This is a genomic window from Shewanella olleyana (assembly GCF_023283825.1).
Classification (GTDB): Bacteria; Pseudomonadota; Gammaproteobacteria; order Enterobacterales; family Shewanellaceae; genus Shewanella; species Shewanella olleyana.
This window is the reverse complement of sequence record NZ_JAKILD010000029.1, coordinates 17,085-38,713: the sequence shown is the minus strand read 5'-3', so window position 1 is coordinate 38,713 and position 21,629 is coordinate 17,085. Positions and strand designations below refer to the sequence as shown.

The following is a 21,629-nucleotide window of genomic DNA, read 5'->3' as shown; positions in this document are numbered from 1 at the left end:
TAATGAATACTAAATCAAAATAGGGCTAAAACAGTAACCTTTACCTCGGACTGTATTGATTAATTCACGAGGTAAGCATTTCTTTGCCATCTTACGACGTGTGTTACTGATATGCATATCAAGGTTACGATCAAATTCACCTAGCTCTTTATGCAACACCCGCATTTGTAACTCTGCTTTTGTGACGACTTCCCCCTTACGCTGGAATAAATACTTAAACAAACGATATTCTGTTTGGGTCAGTTTTAAGTTCTGGGTGTTTAACATCACTGTGTTATTCACATCGTCAAACAAAATGTCATCAAAGTCAGATTGATGGACAACCTTTTCGCTCCTTCTTCGAAGCACGTTAACTCTAAGCAGTAATTCTTTAACGTTAAAAGGAGCGGCTATGTAGTCATCAGCACCTTGTTCAAAAGCGTGAATTCTTTCCTGATCGTCATTATTGTTAACTAATACGATCACCGGAGTTTGGCAATGCTTGGCCATTAATAGCCAGAACGAATCCATCTTCGGCACACTGTAATCTAATAAAATAACTTCAAATTCGTTACGCTCCAATTCCACCAGCGCATTAAAGCTATTGTCTACTATCTGGATGTCATATCCCATAGGCTCCATTTGCTGGCATAGTTGTAGACTATTGGTGAGCTGTTGATCAATCAGGAGAATCTTTTTCATAACGGGCTTAATCTAAACAAGAACAATTACCATTTAGATTATCACTGTGATTTTGTTATTACTACTATATTTATGTAAATTTGAGATCTAAGTTAACTTTTCGTTATCTAATTAAAGATAAATAAGCATAATCCAACAAAATAGTTTGCAAGTGATCAGAGATAGGCATAACCTTATCGTTAATCGACGATTAACTATTTCACTATTACTCACTTTAAATATGGATCTCATATAAACATTAAATATGAGTGTAAATATAAATAGTTGATTCACATTTGTGCTAACAGTGAGATTAATCCATGGCAACAGATTGCGGTAAAAGTACTCAATTAGCCTTCAGAGTGACGGAGCAGCAGTTAATCGATGAAAAGTCATTCGCTACACAAGCTAAGGCTATGTCACACCCTGCCCGTGTAAGAATACTAAAGATACTGTTTAATCTAGACGAGCTTGGTGGCTGTTTAAGTAGCGATCTGGTCGCAGAAGTTGGTTTAGCACAATCAACAGTTTCTGAACATATCCGTATTTTAAAACAAGCAGGTTTTATTTGTGCAGAACCCAATCCACCCAAAATATGCTATCGCATTAATCGTCAAGCATTAGAAGATTACAAGCAACAATATTGCCAGCTGTTTTAATTATAAAACATAGCTAATTAACCAAAAATTTATGTTTAATTCTGCCTCAGTCAATCGTATTTCGACGATTGCCGATAAGGCGGTGTGAAATAAGAGAAAATGACAATGAGTGAAAATATTCCTGAAACCGCAACCAAGAAAATGAGCTTTCTTGACCGATATCTCACCTTGTGGATTTTTGTTGCAATGGCTATAGGCGTATCTATTGGTGTCCTATTCCCACAAGTTGAACAAATCACCAATTCAATGAGCGTGGGTAGTACTAACATTCCACTCGCTATTGGTCTTATTTTGATGATGTATCCGCCACTAGCAAAAGTAGATTACAAATTACTGGGCAAAGTCACCAAAGATAAACAAGCCATTACCCTTTCATTAATCATGAACTGGATTGTTGGCCCAATCTTAATGTTTATTCTGGCCATTACATTTTTAAGTGATTACCCAGGTTATATGGTCGGTATTATTTTAATCGGTATTGCACGCTGTATCGCTATGGTGCTTGTTTGGAATGATATTGGCGGTGGTAACAAAGAATTAGGCGCTGCACTTGTTGCAATTAACAGCGTATTCCAAATATTAACTTACAGTGTGATGGCTTGGTTGTTTATCACTGTTCTACCACCGATTTTTGGCTACGAAGGTTTTGTTGTTGATATTTCAATGGCTGATATCGCTCAAAGTGTACTAATTTACTTAGGTATACCTTTCTTAGCGGGTTTCTTAAGTCGTAAAATCTTAGTCGCTCGTAAAGGTGAGCAATGGTACAACGAAGTGTTTATTCCTAAAATTTCACCGATTACTTTAATAGCATTACTCGGGACTATTGTGCTGATGTTTAGCTTAAAGGGTGACATGATCCTTGAGCTACCAATGGATGTACTCAGAGTCGCTTTACCATTAGGGATCTATTTTGTTCTGATGTTTTTTATCAGCTTCTTTATTGGCGAAAAGATGGGGATCCCTTACGACAAGAATGCGTCAATCGCTTTCACAGCCACAGGTAACAACTTTGAGCTTGCCATTGCTGTTTCTATTGCAGTGTTTGGTATTCATTCAGACCAAGCTTTTGCAGGTGTTATAGGACCATTAATTGAAGTACCTGTATTAATCGCACTCGTTAATATAGCGCTAAGAAAGAAAGCAAAATTAGCAGCTAAAAAAGTGAGTCAATTAAATGCCAATTAATCATAGTAATTAAGAGTAGTAATTAAGAGTAGTAATTATGAATAGTCACTAACAATTAACTGCGATTTCAAATTAGCAAAGCGAGTCATTATTATAATGGCTCGCTTTTTCGTTTACCTTTACAGGTAACACTATACACCGCAATGAGAAGTTCTCTAAAACACTTCGAAAAGCTCTGTGAGTTAATCAATTTGTTGATAAGCTCTACAAGCTTCATATTGTGAATAAGTCTTTCATTAAAAAGGTTATGAAATGGCAAAATCATTAGTGTCTACATCATTTACAGTGCCGTTAATACACAGTACCGAACATTTCTATTTCACGCCCCTAAATGAAGATGTTGCTGAGTTAGATTATGAAGCGGTTATGTTTAGCCAACAATCTTTGCAAGGTATCTTCGGACCCCATTCAAATTGGCCTGAACTAGACATGACACTAGAGCAAAACATCATTAGCCTTAACGTGCATAAACAAGAATTTAAAACTCGAACAGCATTTGCTTATTCCGTTTTAAACCTTGAACAAACCAAATGCCTAGGCTCAATTTACATTGACCCAAGTGACTTTTCGCAATATCAATGTGTGGTTCATTTTTGGATACGAAGCGATAGCATTGAACAAGAAAGCATTCTGTTTCAGACAATAAAAAACTGGCTTAATGATGAATGGAACTTTACTCAAGTCGCATTTCCTGGACGGACGATTTCATGGCAAGACTGGTTAAATAAACTATTATAAAATCGGCTTATTATTTCCGTTTCATTTATCAATTTTTTAATCTAGTATCTTGTATTAATTATTATTTATTGAAGTTAAGGGAAATGTCATGAGTAGTCGCGTTTACGTATTAGCACAATTTAAACCTAAAGCCGGCAAAGAATCTGAGCTTTTTGAAATTCTTAAAGCACTAGAGCCTGATTCATATCGTGAAGAAGGATGTATTCAATATATGCTGACTCGACAAATTGACCATCCAAGTGCCACCAGAAACGAATACCCAATTGTATTCAATGAAATTTGGGATGATGCCGAATCATGGGCGGCTCATGGACGTAGAAAACAAATTCAACATTTTTTCGAAACCCAAGTACAAGCGGAATCAGGCTTAGTTGAAGATGCTAAAGTCACGGCATACTCTGACGAAGGCTATCATTATGACGCTCCAATATATGAATAAAACGACAATTAAGATTTTATATAGCTCTAAAACTTGTCAGAAATGTTCAATCACTTCTATTGAAAAGATGTCATCATGACTTATCAAATATCAATAACGAGTGATTAAAGACAAACATGATCAGAGTCTTAACCTCAGCAGATATCGATACTGTTATCGATATCTGGCTTACAGCTTCCATTGAATCTCACCATTTTGTAGAAAAAGAATACTGGCACTCACAAGTCAATATCATGCGAGATGTGTATATTCCTAACTCTGCAACTTATGTGTTTGTTTTAAATTTTAAAGTGGTTGGTTTTTATTCTTTATTGGAAAACATGTTAGCTGCAATTTTTATTGCCCCCGCTTTTCAGGGGCAGAAAATCGGCACTCAATTAATCGAACATGCTAAACAGCAAAGTGATGCGTTAACCTTGAACGTCTATAAAGAAAACAATGCAAGTTATCAGTTCTATCTATCACAAGGTTTAACCCTAGTTAGCGAGCAAGTTTGTGAACATACAGGTCATCCAACCTACTCCATGGTATCGGTTACACATTAACGAAACAGTCAATAAAAAACCGACTTAACAAAGTCGGATTTTTCATATCATTATCGAATTATTTACTGGTCATTAATTGTTTGATGTACTTAACCGGTGCACTACCATAGCTTAAGAATTGCTCATGGAATGCTTTTAAATCAAACGCTTCACCTTGAGCTCCTTTAAGCTCTTCACGTAAATCGTAAATTTCACGATAACCTGAATAATAGCTGGTTAACTGTACCTGGCTTAGCGTTGCGCGGCGCCACTTCCCTTCGGCTTCTGCACGTTGCTGGAATGCCTCATTCATCATGAGATCTAATGCCTGCTCTTCAGTCATACCATTCACTTGAATACTATAATCCAAAATGGTGTTGGCGATGACACGTAAGTTCCACTTGTAGTACATCAGCCATAGCTCTGGTTCAAACTCACCGTAACCTTCTTCAAGCATCATACGTTCGGTATACACAGCCCAACCTTCAACCATTGCGCCATTACCGAATAAGCTTTTAACCAAGCTTGGTGATTCATTTGAATACACCAATTGAGTGTAATGACCTGGGATCGCTTCATGGATATTCAGTACTTGTAAGATCCAGTGGTTATATTCGCGCAAATAGCTTTCAGCCGACTCATCGCTCATACCATCAAGCGGAGTAACATTGTAATAAGTATTAGCAGACTTCTCATAAGGGCCAGGAGCACTAATAGATGCACCAGCAAAGCCACGCATGTATTCAGGCGTCTCACGTACAACGAGTGGCTTAGATGGATCTAAGGTCATCAGCTGTTTTTCATTAACGAATTTAACCAACTCAGGGATTTGCGCTCTTACTTCATCTACGAAATCTTCACGTTTAACATGTTTAACAGACAAGACATCAATCAACTGCTTAATGGCGACATTGTCATCCTGTGGTATTGGCGTATCAATGTATTTAGACCAAATATCACGGGTAATTTTTGCCATTTCTGCTTGTACGCGGTATTTATCAGCCGTGGCTTTTTCAAATAATGCTTTACCGGACATTCCTGCTTGAATATCTAAGGCAAACTTTTCTTCATATAACTCTTCACCAATTCTAAAGCTGCGAGCGCCCTCTTTTTCAAGTTTAGCTTCAAGCTCTGTTAACCATTCAATGTGTTGGTTAACAGCAGATTTAGCGAGTTCAAAACGTTGGGTAAATAAGGTTTTATCTGATTCAGATAAGCCAGAAGCATTCACTTTTTCAGCCAGTTCATCTGACAATACCGAGAACGCTCCTTGGTTTTGCATAATGGCTAACTGTGTGTGTTCTATCGTAGGATTGTCGATATTTGCTTGTGCAGCCTGATAATAAGCAGGCACATTTTCTAAACGCGCGACCACAGACTTAAGTCTTTCATCTAAAGGCGCAAAATCTTCATTAATAATTTGAGCAAACCCACCAGCAACATTGTATTGAGATGGATTCCATTGCCATGCTTTAAAACGCTCTTGCTGCCACTTGATGCTGGCTAATAAATTTGAAATTAACTCGTAGTCAATTAAATCATTGGTAGTTAATGTGCTTTTATCAAACTTTGCCAACTTAGCTTGCTGGGTATTTACAAACGCTAATGTTTTCGCACGAGCGGCATCATTTGGCACTTCTAAATAGCCATCGTTAACATGTTTGCCACTATAAAGTGCCCAAGTCGGTGACCATTGCCATAAATCATTAATGAATTGATCTGAAAAATGACTAAAATTTTGTTTTACTTGTTGCTCAGCAGCTTCAGCCGTTTCTTTTTGAATTGTTGCACTATTACAACCGGCTAATGCTCCAAGACCAATAACGACAGCAAGTGAGATTGCAGCTTTTTTCATTATCTAAATTCCTTTGATTAATGTGATAATTTTATTATTATTTTTAACGAAATCGATTAAAGAAATCGTTTAGCATTTTGTTGTTAATTTTTTTATGGCATAAGTTAATCATGAACATCAATATATTTCAGCTCAATTCCATTAATTGACATCTTTTGTGACAACTTTTCGCTTTTTACTCAAGGTATCATCGACTCAAAATTGCCAACAAGTTGATTGTTTAATCGTGACAACAGTACTCATAAGGAAATTTACATGTCAGTAAATCGCGTTAGTCTCATCTTAAATGGTAAAAAAGCCGGCATACCTGAAATTAGAACTGCAGTATATGCACTAAGAGAACAAGGTATTGAGATTGCAGTCAAAGTGACTTGGGAAGCTGCTGATATGCAAAGATTATTGGAGGAGTCCATAGCGGCAGGTTTTGAAAGAGTGATTATTGGCGGTGGTGATGGCTCGTTGAATGAGGCTGTTACCGCGTTAATGTATATACAGTCACAACACGGTGAAAACCCAACCGATCCAATATCACTACCAGAAATTGCAGTTCTGCCATTAGGCACCGCAAATGACTTTGCAACCTCGGCTCATATACCTACAACCATTACCGAAGCGTTAGCCTTTGCTATTCATGGCCAAGCCACCGCGATCGATTTAATTGCCGCCAACGATCGTCACTTTATTAATGTTGCCGCTGTCGGCTTTGGCGCCCAAGTGACCGCCGAAACCCCCACTGAACTAAAGGATTTTCTTGGCGGCGGTGCATACACCTTAACAGGCCTAGCCAAAGCTATTGGCTTTAAACCCTACGAAGGCACCATTAAAACTGATAAAGGTACTTTTAGTGGTAATATTGTCGTCGGTGCAATCTGTAATGGTCGCCAAGCGGGAGGCGGTCAAGTGCTTGCTCCTAATGCTAAGGTCAATGATGGACTCATGGATGTCACATTATTAAAAGGTTTCACGCCGCTTGATTTACCTCAGGTGATAGAAGAGATACAACAACCCAATACTGAAGGAGATTTTTGTTTTCAATTTCAAACTCACTGGCTAGAGATTGACTTTCCATTGGCATTGCCAATTAACCTTGATGGTGAACCCTACCCCTGTGAGCAAGTTCGATTTGAAGTGAAACCTCAAGCTGTAAAAATGGTATTACCTGAAAAAAGCGTATTACTAACTTCAACGAATAAGTAAATAGGACTATAAAGCCCTGTTTAAAATTGCTTGTATAAAGTCAAGGTTGATGCTGTTTTGCGTTGAGTAACGATTAAAATACATTTCTCGAACTTATTAACTCCCTCAATGGAGTAGGTAAAATTCGACGTATTTTATTGCTTATCCTTTGTTCGTGCTTCTGCCATAAAATACCGAGATAAATTATCCCTAACCCTATGATAGTTAGGCTTATAGGAAACAACCAACTGTCTTTAAACATGCTCGATGCAAGGTATTCAATGTAAATAAAACTGCCTATAGCACCAAATACCACAAATACACGTCGCACTAATATAGCGCCGATTATAATCATGGCAATATTGATACAAAAATAAACAAGCTTACTCCACTCAGAATCTGAATCCATTGAGGTGAGAGCAAGCCAAAACGCTAATATACCGAATAAGTAAATCCAAAAGGCATAATCCGCTTTGTATCTAGAACGAATATCAATCCAAAACGCTAAAATTACCATTAATAAACCGGTATATAGCGACACTATTCTTCGAAGTTCCCAACTATAATCTCCTCCATTCAGCATGGCAGTTAAGTCCATCGTTAAATACCAAAGAGTTATCGCAATTGGCATCATCAAAAAAGGATATTTGTACTTCCATGCAATAACGGCCCCCACAACCAAAGTACCTAGTTCCATATAAAGCCAGTGCCACTTTATATAGCGGTGATAATCACGATATACGGTATCATCAGGCCAAATACCAAAAGCTTGCTGCAAACCATAAATAGCAAGTGGGGTTAACGCAACCACAAAAGTGGCACAAATACCCGCGGGGATTACATAGCCTTTGTTTTTAAATAATTCGGTCAACCACAAGCCAATAACGGCATAAATTACAGATAAGGCGACAATACCCATACCGCCAAATGCTTCCCAACCCAGTTCCATAAATAGGGTCATCGCGCCAATAGCAATAAAACCACCGAAGTAATACAACACATGGGTAAAATCAAACCGTGATGATATTGAAGCCGGTTCTGTTGAGTGAGTCTGCGAAAGCAAAAATTGCCAAAGTTCATTTGCTTGCTGACCAGTTAAAATATCTTGTTCAACTGCATCATCGAGTTGTTTTTGTGAGAGATTCAATCCATGTTCCCAAGCTCTGTGAATGAGCAATCAATGACTTTAAAGTAACGATACTTCAATGCAATTTGTCAAACAAGTTTGATGGAGGACTTTTTGTAGGTATAAAAAAAGACGTCCTAGGACGTCTTAATTTAAGAATGTGGCGGTGACGGAGAGATTCGAACTCTCGAAGGGTTGCCCCTTACACACTTTCCAGGCGTGCTCCTTCAGCCACTCGGACACGTCACCTAATTGATGCTTAACATTTTACGTGAGAGCAACACGGTTGACGATACTGAGTTCAATTAAGATATTGATATCAAGATGTTCGTGAACGGACGGTACTTTACGCAAATGCGCATTTGCGGTCAAGGGAAAATCCCCTATTCCAATCCTATTGCGCATTTGCTGTCCAAAAGCTTGAATAAATGAGCGATATTTTACTCAAGCCTTAAATCTATAACCCTAGGCCATTAACGTTGGAAACAAGCCTTTGAGCCCCGCTGCTATCACTTCTATACCAATGGATAGCATCAATAGTCCCATTAAACGGGTAATAACGTTAATACCTGTCGTTCCTAATAGTTTAAAAATAACTGGCGCTAATCTGAATAATCCCCAGCTCATAAAGCCAAATAATATCACCGTAACTGACATACCAATCAAATCAACTAATGCATTATTGGTTGATGCATAAACAATCACTGAACTAATCGCACCGGGTCCCGCCATTAATGGCAGCGCCAATGGCACAACCGCAACAGATTCCATACCCGATGCTTCACGGTCTTCTTCTTGGTTACGCTTTACTGGGCTTAATTTACCTTGCAGCATCGACATGGCGATAATGGCAATCAAACTACCACCTGCAATCCTAAAGGCTGATAACGAAATGCTGAACATGTTGAGAATGTGCTGACCAATAAATATCGTCACCACTAAAATCACCACAACAGCAAAGTTGGCAACTTTACCCGTATGATTTCGTTCAACTTCAGTCTGGTGACTGGTTAAACTCACGAATACAGGCAACAAGCCAACAGGGTTGATAATAGCCACTAAGCTTAAGAAAAACTTAACGTAAAGCATTAAATCCACAAGAAAACCCTCAAATTATATGTTTTGTGGTGCAAAAAATAGTCGCGCAACTGTACTGATTTTTTGCTTTTTATCAAATGAGATTTTTTAAAACTTTGAGCCAGTTAATAATAAATCTAATCTATGAATAATTTTGCTTGTTCGAGTTAGATTTACTTATGAAAAAGTATGTCTTGAATCACATTTAGCCCTTCATCTTTGTATTCAATAAACAATGAAGCTTTCTAGGTGAAATTAAATTTCAATTTAAGGTAAAAACTAAAATGTCTAAGCCTACAGAGTGCAATATTTGTTATAATATTTCGCTTTCTGAATATAAATTACTGTTTAGCTTTTGTTTTCACTTTATTCAATACAGTAAATTGAGGTTTCCCATGGGTAAACGAAATAGAATCAGCCTTAAAAACAGCCAGCGCAAAGTTACAGGCTCAAGAAGAAGGTTAGCTTATTTTCTATGGATAACAAAAACCGGACATAAATGCCCAACGACCGAACTTAAAGTGGCTGACGATAATAGCTAAAAGCGCAAACGCTATCTAACGACTCAGTGATGACACTGTAAGAGCCATTTCATAAAATTAAAACATAAAAAAAGAGATGCTTATTTGCATCTCTTTTTTTGAAACTGACGTTATCGTTTAACTACTTTTTCTCAGTCCAACGATCCATCCAACCTAGTACGTTTTTGTACCATTGTTGCAAGTTATCTTGGTTAAGGATCCAGTGATTTTCATCAGGGAACATTAACAATTCAGACGGAATATCATTACGTTGCATGTAAGTGAACGCCGCTAAACCTTGACCATAAGGTACACGGTAATCTTTTTCGCCGTGAATGACTAACATTGGCGTTTTCCAGTTTTCAACGTAGTTTACTGGGTTAAACTTCTCGTATAGTTCTTTATTTTCAGTGTAAGTGCCACCGAACTCATACTCTGGGAACCATAACTCTTCAGTCACGTGGTACATAGAGCGCATATCGAACAAACCAGCATGGTTAACTAAACACTGGAAGCCGTCACTCCAATTACCTTGGAACCAGTTCATCATGTAACCGCCGTACGAACCACCTAATGCACAAGCGTTATCTGTATCTAGCCATTTTTGTTGCTGACCAACTGCTGCTAAGCCTTTTTGTAAATCTTCTAACGGTTTACCGCCCCAATCTTTTGAGATTGAATCAGTAAATGCTTGGCCATAACCTGTAGAGCCGTGGAAGTCGACCATCACTACGCCATAACCGGCACCAGCCCAAAGCTGCGCATTCCAGCGACCGCTAAATGAGTTGCCGAACGATCCTTGCGGGCCGCCGTGAACTAAATAAGCAACTGGATACTTTTTACCAGACTCATAGTTAGCAGGCTTAATCCAGTAACCGTGCACTGTCTCGTTGTTCCAACCTTTAAAGTTAAACTGTTGGAATTCACCAAATTGAATTTCAGCTAGTTTTTCTTCGTTAACGTTCGTTAAGCGAGTCAGGTTTTCACCTTCTAAACTGATAGTGTATAAATCACCAGGTTCTACTAATGATTTATTACTGAAAATAATGCTTGAATCAGTTACTGCTACTAAGCTGTTGCTGCCGTCATTATAAATAGGACGTACATCGCCAAACTGAGTGTTAACTTCAAAGATGCTCACTTGACCAACATCTTGCGCTGTTACATACAAGGTACGGCCATCGTCGCTAAAGGTTAATGAATGTGGGCTGCGATCCCAAAGTGGTGCCACTTCTTTTTCAGCGCCTGTGACAGTGTCACGTAACATAATGCGGTAACGATCGGCTTCAAAGCCAGGTTTGCTCATGGCTAAGTAAGCTAATTGGCGGCCATCTTTTGAATACGTTGGCTGTGCATCCCATGCTAAGTTTTCTTCAGTGAGGTTTTCAGCTTCACCGCCAGTAACCGGTACTTTCCATAAATCGTAATTAGTGGTCCAAGCTTGATCTTTACTTGGTGCTTTCGCGCTGTAGACAATGTGTTTACCGTCAGCAGTGAAAGTGACTTCTTCCATACCAGAAAACGGCTTTGGTGGTGTTTCAGTGTCTAAACCTAAAGTTACATCAACCACTTCAGTGACTTGCTTACCATTTAACTGGCCAACAAATAAATGATTACGGGCGTGATCTTCCCACGTGTCCCAATGGCGAACCATTAACTGCTTGTATTCACGGCCTGTGGTCTTTTTGTTTTCTTCTTCTGCAATACGGTCAACAGTACATGCTAAGTCTTTGCATTCTGGAAAGACGCGCATGTTCATTACAACTTGTTTGCCGTCATTTGATAGCTTATAACCGTTAACGTCTAACGGTAAGTCAGTGACTTGCAATGCTTCACCGCCTGATAAAGACAGGTTATAAAGCTGGCTTGAACCATCGCGAGCCGCAAGGAAGTAAATTGATTTATCGTCAACACTAAAGTTAACGTCATGCTCAGTGCCTTTATGAGAGGTAATTTGCACTGGCTTGGCATTTTTATTGGTTAAATCCAGTAAATATAAATCTGAGCTGCTATCGCCCTGCTCATCAATGTGTTTTACCGCATAAACTAATTTGCTACCGTCATTTGATACTGCAGCTGAATGTAATTTATTTAAGTTAACTAACTGCTGAACGTTAAATGGAGTTTTCGTTGGCTCTGCTGCTTGAACAGAAAGCGCCAGGCCAGCTGTAGCAAGCGCGAGTAATAGCGACGATTTTTTCATTTGATGAAGTTCTCTTGTTATTTTTTTGTTTTTTAAGGCCGTCACACCGCTTATAACATTCGATATATTTCTAACGAGATCACACTCTAATGCGGCCCTGTTAGATTAGCGTTGTCGAACTGAAAGCACTGTGTTTAAAAATTACTGCTAAGCACAGTACCCAAACAAAAACGCTCAGGCAATAGAGTGAATCAAAAAAATGAGTCATTCTATTTCTGAGCGTGATTTTTTAGTCAATTTGTGCATTTAAACGGCAATAATGCCCGCATGATACTGACTTGTTTTTATGGCTAATTAGCCTTTAGCGTTAGCAATATTTACTTTCCATATTGCAGGACCTGTTTCGTGAGCATTAATACCTTGAGTATCAACGGCTACAGTCACTGGCATATCTTGCACATCAAATTCGTAAATCGCTTCCATACCTAAATCTTCAAATGCCACAACGCGTGACTTTTTGATGGCTTTAGACACTAGGTAAGCTGCGCCGCCAACGGCCATTAAGTAAACCGCTTTGTGCTTCTTAATTGACTCAACAGTTTGTGGACCACGCTCAGATTTACCGATCATGCCCATCAAGCCAGTCTTATCAAGCATCAAATCAGTAAACTTGTCCATACGTGTTGCTGTTGTAGGGCCAGCAGGACCAACAACTTCATCACCTACTGGATCAACTGGACCAACGTAGTAAATAAACTTACCCGTAAAGTCGACACCTTCTGGTAAACCTTCGCCAGATTCGATCAAAGTTTGAATACGTTTATGGGCAGCATCACGGCCGGTTAGCATTTTACCGTTTAATAATAAAGTATCGCCGCTTTTCCAAGTCTCGATTTCAGCTTGAGTAACATTATCTAAATCTACGCGATGGGTGTTTTCACCCGCTTCACGAGTGATTTCTGGCCAATCCGCTAATGATGGCGGGGTTAATTCTGCTGGGCCTGTGCCATCAAGATGGAAATGAACGTGACGAGTCGCAGCGCAGTTAGGGATCATGACTACAGGTTTAGATGCTGCATGAGTCGGTACAGACTTAACTTTAATATCTAAAACTGTGGTTAATCCGCCTAAACCTTGTGCGCCAATACCTGTGCTATTAGCACGTTCGAAGATATCTAAACGTAGCTTTTCTTCTGTGGTTTCCGCGCCGCGCTCCATTAACTCATGGATATCGACAGGGTCCATTAACGACTCTTTTGCTAACACAGCAGCTTTTTCCGCTGTGCCACCAATACCTATACCCAGCATCCCAGGAGGACACCAGCCAGCGCCCATTGTCGGCAAGGTTTTCTCAACCCAAGCTGCAATATCATCTGATGGGTTTAACATCACCATTTTAGATTTGTTTTCTGATCCACCGCCTTTAGCAGCAATCATCACTTCAACATGGTCGCCAGGTACCATATCAATATGGACTACAGATGGCGTGTTATCGCGAGTATTTTTACGAGTACCTGCAGGATCTGCAACAATCGATGCACGTAACGGGTTATCAGGGTTGGTATAAGCTTGACGAACACCTTCATCAACCATTTCTTGTACCGTCATGTCGGTTTTATCCCACTGAACGGCCATACCGATTTTTACGAAAGTCGTTACAATCCCAGTATCCTGACATAAAGGTCGTTTGCCTTCAGCCGACATACGCGAGTTGATCAAGATTTGTGCAATTGCATCTTTTGCAGCAGCACTTTCTTCACGATCATAGGCTTTTGCCATCGCATCAACGAAATCTTTTGGGTGGTAATAAGAAATATACTGCAGAGAATCAGCAATACTTTCGATAAAGTCAGCTTGCTTAATCACGACATTCGCAGAAGAATTTGTAGACATATAGGGGCGCTCCAGCAGCCATTGCGGCATAACTTGTTTTATTTTTATATGACTGCAACCTTGAGTAGAACTGAAAATGTATCTTAATCAGTTAATTCAAAATTACATTCAATTAGCTATTAATCCTTTCAGGGACAATATGATACTCTTTCCAGCCTTTTTGGGCTACATGACATTTTAAATAGGTGTATTAATGGGACAGTTGAGCCAAGATTCTCTTGCTATAACAAAGCTAAATTGGGCATTAGACACCCACACAGTTTTCAGCGTGGTGAGCGATCAACCCTGGGCGATGTTATTGGATTCAACTCAAACCCCTCATCAAGATGCAAATTTTGACATCATTGTGTTTAGCCCCATTGCCACCCTTGTCAGTGATGGTTCGAATATCGACTTTTCTATCGTACCCACCAGACAAACTCAAATAGATATCAAAGCCAGTGCCGATGTTTTTGAAACACTGCAAGCACTGCAAAGCACACTTTACCCAACTCGCTTTGATTGCCAGTTACCATTTAGTGGCGGCTCTGTGGGCAGTTTTAACTATGATTTAGGCCGAATCATAGAAAACTTCCCCCAACAAGCCATGAAAGATATTCAACTACCTGATGTTAATATCGGTTTTTATGACTTCGCATTATTATACAGCCACCAAGAGAACTGCTGGTATGCCACGCATTACCTTGGTAAAAACGCGCTCAACCTTGCAGTGAATCAATTTGAAGCTAAATTTAATAAAGCACAAAATAGCAGTGAACAAGCACAGCAAGGCCAAAAAGAAAAGTCATTTAAACTCACCTCGACTTGGCAAAACCAAACTACAAAAGCGCAATATCAGCAAAGATTTGAGCAAGTGCAGAACTATTTACATCAAGGTGATTGCTATCAAATCAACTTAACCCAGCGATTTAATGCCAGCTATGAAGGTTGTGAATGGCAAGCTTATTGCGCTTTATCAGATGCTAACAAAGCCCCTTTTTCAGCTTTTATACGCTTAAAAGATCATTGTATTTTATCGATATCACCTGAGCGATTTATCCAGCTCACCGACGATAAAGTCTCTACAAAACCTATCAAAGGCACTTTACCGCGCGGTAACACCCCGCAAGAAGATAGTGCCAATGCCTTAAAGCTTAAAGCATCAGAGAAAGATCGCGCTGAGAATGTGATGATTGTGGACTTACTGCGTAATGACATCAGTAAAGTCGCCACTGCAGGTTCTGTGAATGTGCCTAAGCTATTTGATATAGAAAGCTTTCCAGCTGTGCATCATTTGGTCAGCACCGTAGAAGCCACACTTGCGCCGCAATATGATGCCGTAGATTTAATAAAAGCGGCCTTCCCTGGTGGTTCGATTACTGGCGCACCTAAAATCCGCGCGATGGAAATAATTGAAGAGCTAGAGCCATCAAGACGAAATATCTATTGCGGCAGTATTGGATATATCAGCCAAGATGGCCATATGGACACAAGCATCACCATCCGCACATTAGTGACTGAGAACAATACAATCTATTGCTGGGCTGGCGGCGGCATTGTTGCCGACTCCAATGTGGATGCTGAGTATCAAGAAACTTTTGATAAGGTCAGTAAAATTTTGCCGGTGCTTGAACAAGTAAATCGGTAACCTTTTTAATTGATCACCTTTTACGTCTATGTCAGTTGAGACTGTCGTTAGAGGTGTTAGATAAGGCATTCATCTAAATTAAGACAGCTAAATAATTATTTAGCTGTCTTAATCTTGAATCTAATCACAATAAAGCTTTTCTAGATACTCTTGTGCCACTTTGCGCCAAGTGAATCGAACTTCACTTGCTGATTGTCTCATCGTTAAATACTCATCAGGCTGGTCATTGTCCATGGCTAACGCTTGCTCGAGTACCAACAGCAATTGTGCAGCTTGGTGTTGTAAATTATTACCTTCAAATAACCAGCCATTATGTTTATCTGTAATCGTATCTCTTAGGCCGCCGACACCATGGGCTAGACACACTTGGCCGTGTTTCATGGCTAATAATTGGCTAATTCCACAAGGCTCGAAACTGCTTGGCATCATAAACAGCTCACCGTATTGATATAAACTGGTCGATAAACTGTCATCGTATCCATTAAGAAACACAAAGTTATCGTTGTTTGCAGCGACTTTTTGAAACTCTGCAGCGATTTGTTTATCGCCACTGCCCAAAAGGATGAATACGGCTTGGGGTTTTACTTGTTTTAGAAGCCGTAACACAGATTGCAATATCGAACCTGAACTACCGTTGGCTTGCCTTAGCAATAACACTTTTTGATCGGTTAAGCGCCCTACTGATGTCATTAAAAAATCACAAGCAGTGCTTGGCTTTAACTGCTTAGTCATTAATATTTGCAAGCGGCTTAACGCAATTTGATCGACGGCTTTTACAAACTCAGTTTTACCTAGCCACTTGATAACGGCTTGCTGCGAATGTTCAAATACTTGAGAGATTTGTTTGCAGGTAACAGGCTTAATAGATTTAGTCGTGTTAGTAGATTTAGTCGCTTTAGACACTATTATTGCTTGGTCATTAGTACTCGGTGCATCATAAATACAGCCATTAAGTATGCCGACAACGTCACCTCGATAATGTTTATCCAGCAAAGAGCCTTCTAGCCCTTCACCGCCGAAAAAGCCGTTTTGGTGATCGGATGCCATTAATACTTCATTGGCATAAGTTGGCGACACCAAATGAACCTTGTCACTGAGTTCAATTCCCATTTTCATCGGGTTAACACAATGAGGATAACGCGGATCGCTGATTTGTGCTTTTTGTTCATCACTTAACAGCCTTGATAACTCAGGGAACCATGCCGTAAACGATGACACGTCTTCTCGAATTGGCCGAATGCCCTGCAAGGCTAAATTATGAATAGAAAACACACAAGGTATGGCTTTAAGCGCTGTATATTCAGGTGCAAAAGCGCGAAGCATCACTAACATACCTGCATGCCAATCGTGCATATGCAAGATATCAACGGGAGTTATAACGGCTTCGATATAAGCTTGAGCCACCGCTAAGTTAAATAAAGCAAACTTGGTAGCATCTTCTGCAAACGGACGGTCATGAGACCCTTCGGTATACACTTGGTTATCTGGACTATTAAATAAATGATGATCGAATAAATAAACTGAGCTAGTTAACTCGCCACCTTTAACTTGCGAGTCAATAGCGGTTAAAAATGGCGCAGGCATTTTGTAAACATCGATTGTTTCGAGGTTGGCTCCGAACTTAACTTCTATTTTGGCTATGAACTCTGCGTTATTATCTTTGGCAATAAATCCATAATTTGGCATGGCCACATCGACACAAACATCAACTTTAGCTAGTGCTGGTGGTAAGTCACGAATAACATCGGCCATGCCACCTACTTTTGCCCCTTTTATTGCGTCGTTTTCTGCTGCGATCATCAACACTTTTTTCACGTTGCTTGTTACCTTTTCAATATTAAATATGGAACTCATTACGTCGATACAGAATCTAAACCAACAAGCGGCTAGTTAAGTTAAATAACCGCTCGTCAAGTCAGATTTACTCGTAACCTACTGGTAGTCCGAGCATTTTACGGGTCACTAAGGTAATACCTTTTTCAGAGACTCTAAAACCACGGGCTAAATCCTGTTCTCGGTTGTACCCAATTTCCATGCCTTCTGGAATAATGCAGCCACGATCGATAATCGCATTTTGAATTTTGCAGTTTTTGAGTACTACCACATCAGGAAGCAGCACTGAGTCTTTTACCAACGAGTACGAACACACCCGCACTTCATCAAATAACACGCTGCGTTTCACTTTAGCGCCAGAGATAATGCAGCCACCAGAGACAATAGAATCCACTGCCATACCGCGGCGATCGTCATCATCGAATACAAATTTTGCTGGTGGTAATTGCTCTTGATAAGTCCAAATCGGCCACTTCGCGTCATACAGGTTTAACGCAGGTGTCGGCGAGAGTAATTCCATGTTGGCTTGAAAGAATGAATCTAAGGTTCCGACGTCACGCCAATAAGCTGGCTCGTCAGGCACTGCACTGGTAAACGGAAATGCAAACACGTTTGCTTCTTTAATGATGGCTGGAATGATGTCTTTACCAAAGTCTCGGTCAGAATTAGCGTTATCAGCATCTTTACGCAGTTGGTCAAACAAGAATTTAGTGTTGAACACATAGTTACCCATTGAGGCTAAGCAGAACTCTTCGTTACCCGGAATCGATTTAGGCAGTTCTGGTTTTTCTTCAAAACCAATCACTCTTTTATCTTCATCGACTTCCATCACACCAAATGAGCCCGCAGCTTCTGGAATGGGGGTTTCTAAACAGCACACTGTCATGTCAGCACCCGATTCAGCATGGGCTGCGAGTAAACCAGCGTAATCCATACGATAGACATGGTCGCCAGATAAGATCATCACGTACTTAGGTATTTCATGGCGAATGATATCGATATTTTGGAACACTGCATCGGCTGTGCCTTCATACCAATTTCCTGAAGTTTGCTGCGATGCAGGTAATATTTCGACTGATTCACCTAGTTCTTTTTTGAAATGCCCCCAACCTCGGCTGACATGACGAATTAACGAATGAGATTTGTACTGGGTTACAACCCCAACACGACGAATACCTGAGTTAATGCAATTTGATAAAGGAAAATCGATAATGCGGAATTTGCCACCAAAATACAGTGCTGGTTTTGCACGCCAATCGGTTAGCTCATGTAAACGAGAACCTCGTCCACCAGCTAAAATAAGCGCATAAGTATCGCGGGTAAGATTACTAATATAACGAACATTCGACATAAATATTAACTCCTAACTGTACGACTTTGTTTAGGGGCTGTAACTTGTAGAAAACACGCTTCTAGCAAGCTAACAGCCCTTTAGCTATCTGATGATTATTTGGCTAGCCAAATTTCGTCACGATATGCACTAATAGTGTTGTCACTTGAAAAACGTCCGCTTGCGGCAGTATTTCTAATACTCATTTGAGTCCAATGCTGTTGGTCAGCATAGGCTTGAGACACTTGGTCTTGGGCGACTTTATAAGCTTCGAAATCTGCGGCGATCATCCATTGATCAAAAGGATCTTCGATAGCATGAATAATGCTGTCGAAAATGCCCTGTTCCACTAAATTGAAATGACCACTCTTAAGCATGATTAACACTTGGTTAAGCGCGGTCGACTGTTGAATAAATTGTTGAGGGTTATAGTTGGTTTTAAGTTGGCTTACTTGGTCTGCATTCAGACCAAAGAGGAAAAAGTTTTCTTCTCCAACTTCTTCAAGCATCTCGATATTGGCGCCATCGAGTGTGCCAATAGTCATCGCGCCATTCATCATGAACTTCATGTTGCCTGTGCCAGATGCCTCCTTACCTGCTGTTGAAATTTGCTCAGATAAGTCTGTGCCAGGACAAATTTTCTCCATGGCACTAACGTTATAATTTGGCAAGAATGCAAATCTTAGATATGGCGTCACCACCGGATCTGAATTGACCATATGAGCGACGTTGTTAGCCAGCTTGATGATCTGTTTTGCCATCGCATAACCTGGTGCTGCTTTACCGCCAATAAGCACACAACGAGGTTGCAACCCTTCAGTGTCACCGGCCACAATGCGTTGATATAAATGAATGACATGCAAAATGTTCAGTAGCTGACGTTTGTATTCATGAATACGTTTTACTTGCACATCAAACATCATTTCAGGATCAAAGCTGACGTCGCATTCCTCTTGTACCAGTTTGGCTAATTCGACTTTGTTGTCGTATTTAACTTGCTGCCATTGCTTCATAAATGCTTGGTCGTCTGTAAAGGCATTTAGTGCAGTTAACTGAGTTAAATCAGCGACCCAGGTGTCACCCAAACGACGCGTGATTAAGTCCGTTAAACGAGGATTACAATGTGCAAGCCAACGCCTTGGGGTAACGCCATTGGTTTTGTTATTAAACTTATGTGGCCATAGTTGATAGAAATCTTTGAATAAGCCTTTTTTCAACAGTTCAGTATGTAATCCGGCAACACCATTGACTGAAAAGCTCGCGACAATGGCAAGATAAGCCATGCGCACATGTGGTTCAGGACCTTCTTCAATAATCGACATTCCCGCTAATTTGCCATTATCACCTGGCCATTGATGCGCAACTTCCTCTAAGTATCGCGCGTTGATTTCATAGATAATGTCTAAAATTCGAGGCAGCATATTTTTTAGCATGCGTACAGGCCAGCGCTCTAATGCTTCTGGCAATAATGTATGGTTAGTGTAAGCCACACTGGTTGAGGTGATGTCCCATGCTTGATCCCAACCTAAACCATAACTGTCCATTAATAAGCGCATCATTTCAGGGACTGCGATACTTGGATGAGTATCGTTTAACTGCATGACATTCAGTTCACTAAAACGGCTGAAGTCTTGGCCAAATACAGTAACGTAACGTTGTAAGATATCTTGAAGGCTCGCTGAGGATAGAAAATATTGCTGCCTTAAACGCAGCTCTTTACCGTTTTCGCTAGCATCATTTGGATACAGCACCATGGTAATTTGTTCGGCCAAATTTTTACGCGCTACCGCTTCGGTATAATCACCATCATTAAACTCGGCTAAATCAAAATCATCGGTGGCTTCAGCTTTCCATAAACGTAAAGTATTAATTCGGCCATTTCTGAAACCTGGTACTGGCATATCATGAGGAACAGCTTGCACATCTTGGGTATCAACCCAGACATAATGGCGATGACCAAGGGTGTCGACATAAGATTCGCTATGGCCGAAAAAAGGTACTGTAATGGCGTGATTTGCCATGCGCTCTTCCCAAGGATTACCTTCTCTTAACCAACGATCAGGTTGCTCGACTTGGTAGCCATCCACTAACTTTTGCTTGAACATGCCATATTCATAGCGAATGCCGTAACCCACTACGGATAAATCAAGGCTTGCGCAGCTATCTAAAAAACATGCCGCTAATCTACCTAATCCGCCGTTACCTAAGCCTGCATCTAATTCGGCTTGTTGCAGTGTTTCAAGCTCTGCAGAGTACTCTGTTAATGCTTGATGAGTTTCTTGTTCCAAATCTAAGCTAAACAGTGCATTACCTAATGTACGCCCCATTAAAAACTCTAACGACAAGTAAGCTACCTGCTTTTGTTGATATTCATTGTCTTTAAGGCGTGTTTCGCGCCATTGAGGTAAAAGCTGTGACTTCACCGTTGACGCTAATGCACTGTACATATCATTTTCAGCAAGCTCGTCGCGACATAAAGCACCATGAAATTGTCGCTTAAAAGTTGCGGCTAATGTGTCACATGGATCGCAATCACTTACCTCATGTTTTGTAGGATCAGTTTTCTGACTAGCCGCTTTCTGAGAAGTCGCTTTTGCCTTTGAAACCCTTTTAGTCGTGCCTTTTGCTGAAGGTTTCGCTTTTACTTTGCTTGTAGGCTTTTTGTTCACTTCTTCAATGTTATCTTCAGCGGCTAGATCACTTGCAGCAGCTTTTCCTTTAGTAACTGGCATCGATACACTCCTTTATTAAACCTGTTTAATTTCAATTCAAAAATTGGTTATAAATTTGGAATAGCAATATTTAGTTGTTAGGGCCTGTTGAGCTTTCAAGGTTGTTTT

16 protein-coding genes and 1 tRNA gene are annotated in these 21,629 nt (G+C 40.1%); 7 read left to right on the top strand and 10 right to left on the bottom strand.

Annotated features, from left to right (window positions below):
* Window positions 1-9 precede the first annotated feature (9 nt).
* Window positions 10-681: a response regulator transcription factor gene (locus tag L2735_RS17470; RefSeq protein WP_248985928.1), complete on the bottom strand. Its 672-nt coding sequence runs from the start codon at window positions 679-681 to the stop codon at window positions 10-12.
* Window positions 682-980: 299 nt separating this feature from the next.
* Here L2735_RS17470 and L2735_RS17465 point away from each other — a divergent pair, with 299 nt between their 5' ends.
* The 5 genes from L2735_RS17465 to L2735_RS17445 all read left to right on the top strand — a co-directional run bounded on the left by L2735_RS17465 (window position 981) and on the right by L2735_RS17445 (window position 4,229).
* Window positions 981-1,319, top strand: a complete 339-nt coding sequence (locus tag L2735_RS17465; protein WP_248985927.1) for an ArsR/SmtB family transcription factor — start codon at window positions 981-983, stop codon at window positions 1,317-1,319.
* A gap of 105 nt (window positions 1,320-1,424) precedes the next feature.
* Window positions 1,425-2,507: an ACR3 family arsenite efflux transporter gene (gene arsB, locus L2735_RS17460; RefSeq protein ID WP_248985926.1), complete on the top strand. Its 1,083-nt coding sequence runs from the start codon at window positions 1,425-1,427 to the stop codon at window positions 2,505-2,507.
* 252 nt (window positions 2,508-2,759) lie between these two features.
* Window positions 2,760-3,245 carry a hypothetical protein gene (locus tag L2735_RS17455; RefSeq protein ID WP_248985925.1) on the top strand — a complete coding sequence of 162 codons (486 nt, stop codon included), beginning with the start codon at window positions 2,760-2,762 and terminating at the stop codon, window positions 3,243-3,245.
* Window positions 3,246-3,333: 88 nt separating this feature from the next.
* A complete protein-coding gene (locus L2735_RS17450) occupies window positions 3,334-3,684 on the top strand; it encodes a putative quinol monooxygenase (RefSeq protein WP_248985924.1) in 351 nt (116 codons plus the stop codon).
* Between the two features lie 116 nt (window positions 3,685-3,800).
* Complete coding sequence (locus L2735_RS17445; RefSeq protein ID WP_248985923.1) at window positions 3,801-4,229, top strand: N-acetyltransferase; 429 nt, start codon at window positions 3,801-3,803, stop codon at window positions 4,227-4,229.
* Between the two features lie 58 nt (window positions 4,230-4,287).
* Here the strand turns inward: L2735_RS17445 and L2735_RS17440 are convergent, their stop codons facing one another.
* Window positions 4,288-6,063, bottom strand: coding sequence for a DUF885 domain-containing protein (locus L2735_RS17440; RefSeq protein ID WP_248985922.1), 1,776 nt, complete (start codon window positions 6,061-6,063; stop codon window positions 4,288-4,290).
* 255 nt (window positions 6,064-6,318) lie between these two features.
* On the opposite strand from L2735_RS17440, the gene yegS reads away from it, so the two are divergent.
* Window positions 6,319-7,260 (top strand): lipid kinase YegS, encoded by a 942-nt coding sequence (yegS, locus tag L2735_RS17435; RefSeq protein ID WP_248985921.1) that lies wholly within the window; start codon window positions 6,319-6,321, stop codon window positions 7,258-7,260.
* A 73-nt stretch (window positions 7,261-7,333) separates the two neighbouring features.
* Here yegS and L2735_RS17430 read toward each other — a convergent pair whose 3' ends face one another.
* The 5 genes from L2735_RS17430 to L2735_RS17410 all read right to left on the bottom strand — a co-directional run bounded on the left by L2735_RS17430 (window position 7,334) and on the right by L2735_RS17410 (window position 13,999).
* Window positions 7,334-8,386: a DUF2157 domain-containing protein gene (locus L2735_RS17430; protein WP_248985920.1), complete on the bottom strand. Its 1,053-nt coding sequence runs from the start codon at window positions 8,384-8,386 to the stop codon at window positions 7,334-7,336.
* Between the two features lie 140 nt (window positions 8,387-8,526).
* Window positions 8,527-8,614 (bottom strand) — tRNA-Ser (locus L2735_RS17425).
* A 216-nt stretch (window positions 8,615-8,830) separates the two neighbouring features.
* Complete coding sequence (locus L2735_RS17420) at window positions 8,831-9,463, bottom strand: YchE family NAAT transporter (protein ID WP_248985919.1); 633 nt, start codon at window positions 9,461-9,463, stop codon at window positions 8,831-8,833.
* Between the two features lie 642 nt (window positions 9,464-10,105).
* On the bottom strand, window positions 10,106-12,166 hold the full coding sequence (locus L2735_RS17415) for a S9 family peptidase (RefSeq protein ID WP_248985918.1): 2,061 nt from the start codon (window positions 12,164-12,166) through the stop codon (window positions 10,106-10,108).
* Between the two features lie 294 nt (window positions 12,167-12,460).
* The gene (locus L2735_RS17410) at window positions 12,461-13,999 is read right to left on the bottom strand and encodes a fumarate hydratase (protein WP_248985917.1); all 1,539 of its coding nucleotides are present in this window, start codon (window positions 13,997-13,999) and stop codon (window positions 12,461-12,463) included.
* 193 nt (window positions 14,000-14,192) lie between these two features.
* Here L2735_RS17410 and pabB point away from each other — a divergent pair, with 193 nt between their 5' ends.
* On the top strand, window positions 14,193-15,626 hold the full coding sequence (gene pabB, locus L2735_RS17405) for an aminodeoxychorismate synthase component I (RefSeq protein WP_248985916.1): 1,434 nt from the start codon (window positions 14,193-14,195) through the stop codon (window positions 15,624-15,626).
* Between the two features lie 120 nt (window positions 15,627-15,746).
* Here pabB and L2735_RS17400 read toward each other — a convergent pair whose 3' ends face one another.
* From L2735_RS17400 to L2735_RS17390, 3 genes are all read right to left on the bottom strand, one after another.
* Window positions 15,747-17,426 carry a glycogen synthase gene (locus L2735_RS17400; protein WP_248985935.1) on the bottom strand — a complete coding sequence of 560 codons (1,680 nt, stop codon included), beginning with the start codon at window positions 17,424-17,426 and terminating at the stop codon, window positions 15,747-15,749.
* Between the two features lie 121 nt (window positions 17,427-17,547).
* Window positions 17,548-18,810 carry a glucose-1-phosphate adenylyltransferase gene (glgC, locus tag L2735_RS17395; RefSeq protein WP_248985915.1) on the bottom strand — a complete coding sequence of 421 codons (1,263 nt, stop codon included), beginning with the start codon at window positions 18,808-18,810 and terminating at the stop codon, window positions 17,548-17,550.
* A 95-nt stretch (window positions 18,811-18,905) separates the two neighbouring features.
* Complete coding sequence (locus L2735_RS17390; protein ID WP_248985914.1) at window positions 18,906-21,521, bottom strand: glycogen/starch/alpha-glucan phosphorylase; 2,616 nt, start codon at window positions 21,519-21,521, stop codon at window positions 18,906-18,908.
* Between the last annotated feature and the right edge of the window lie 108 nt (window positions 21,522-21,629).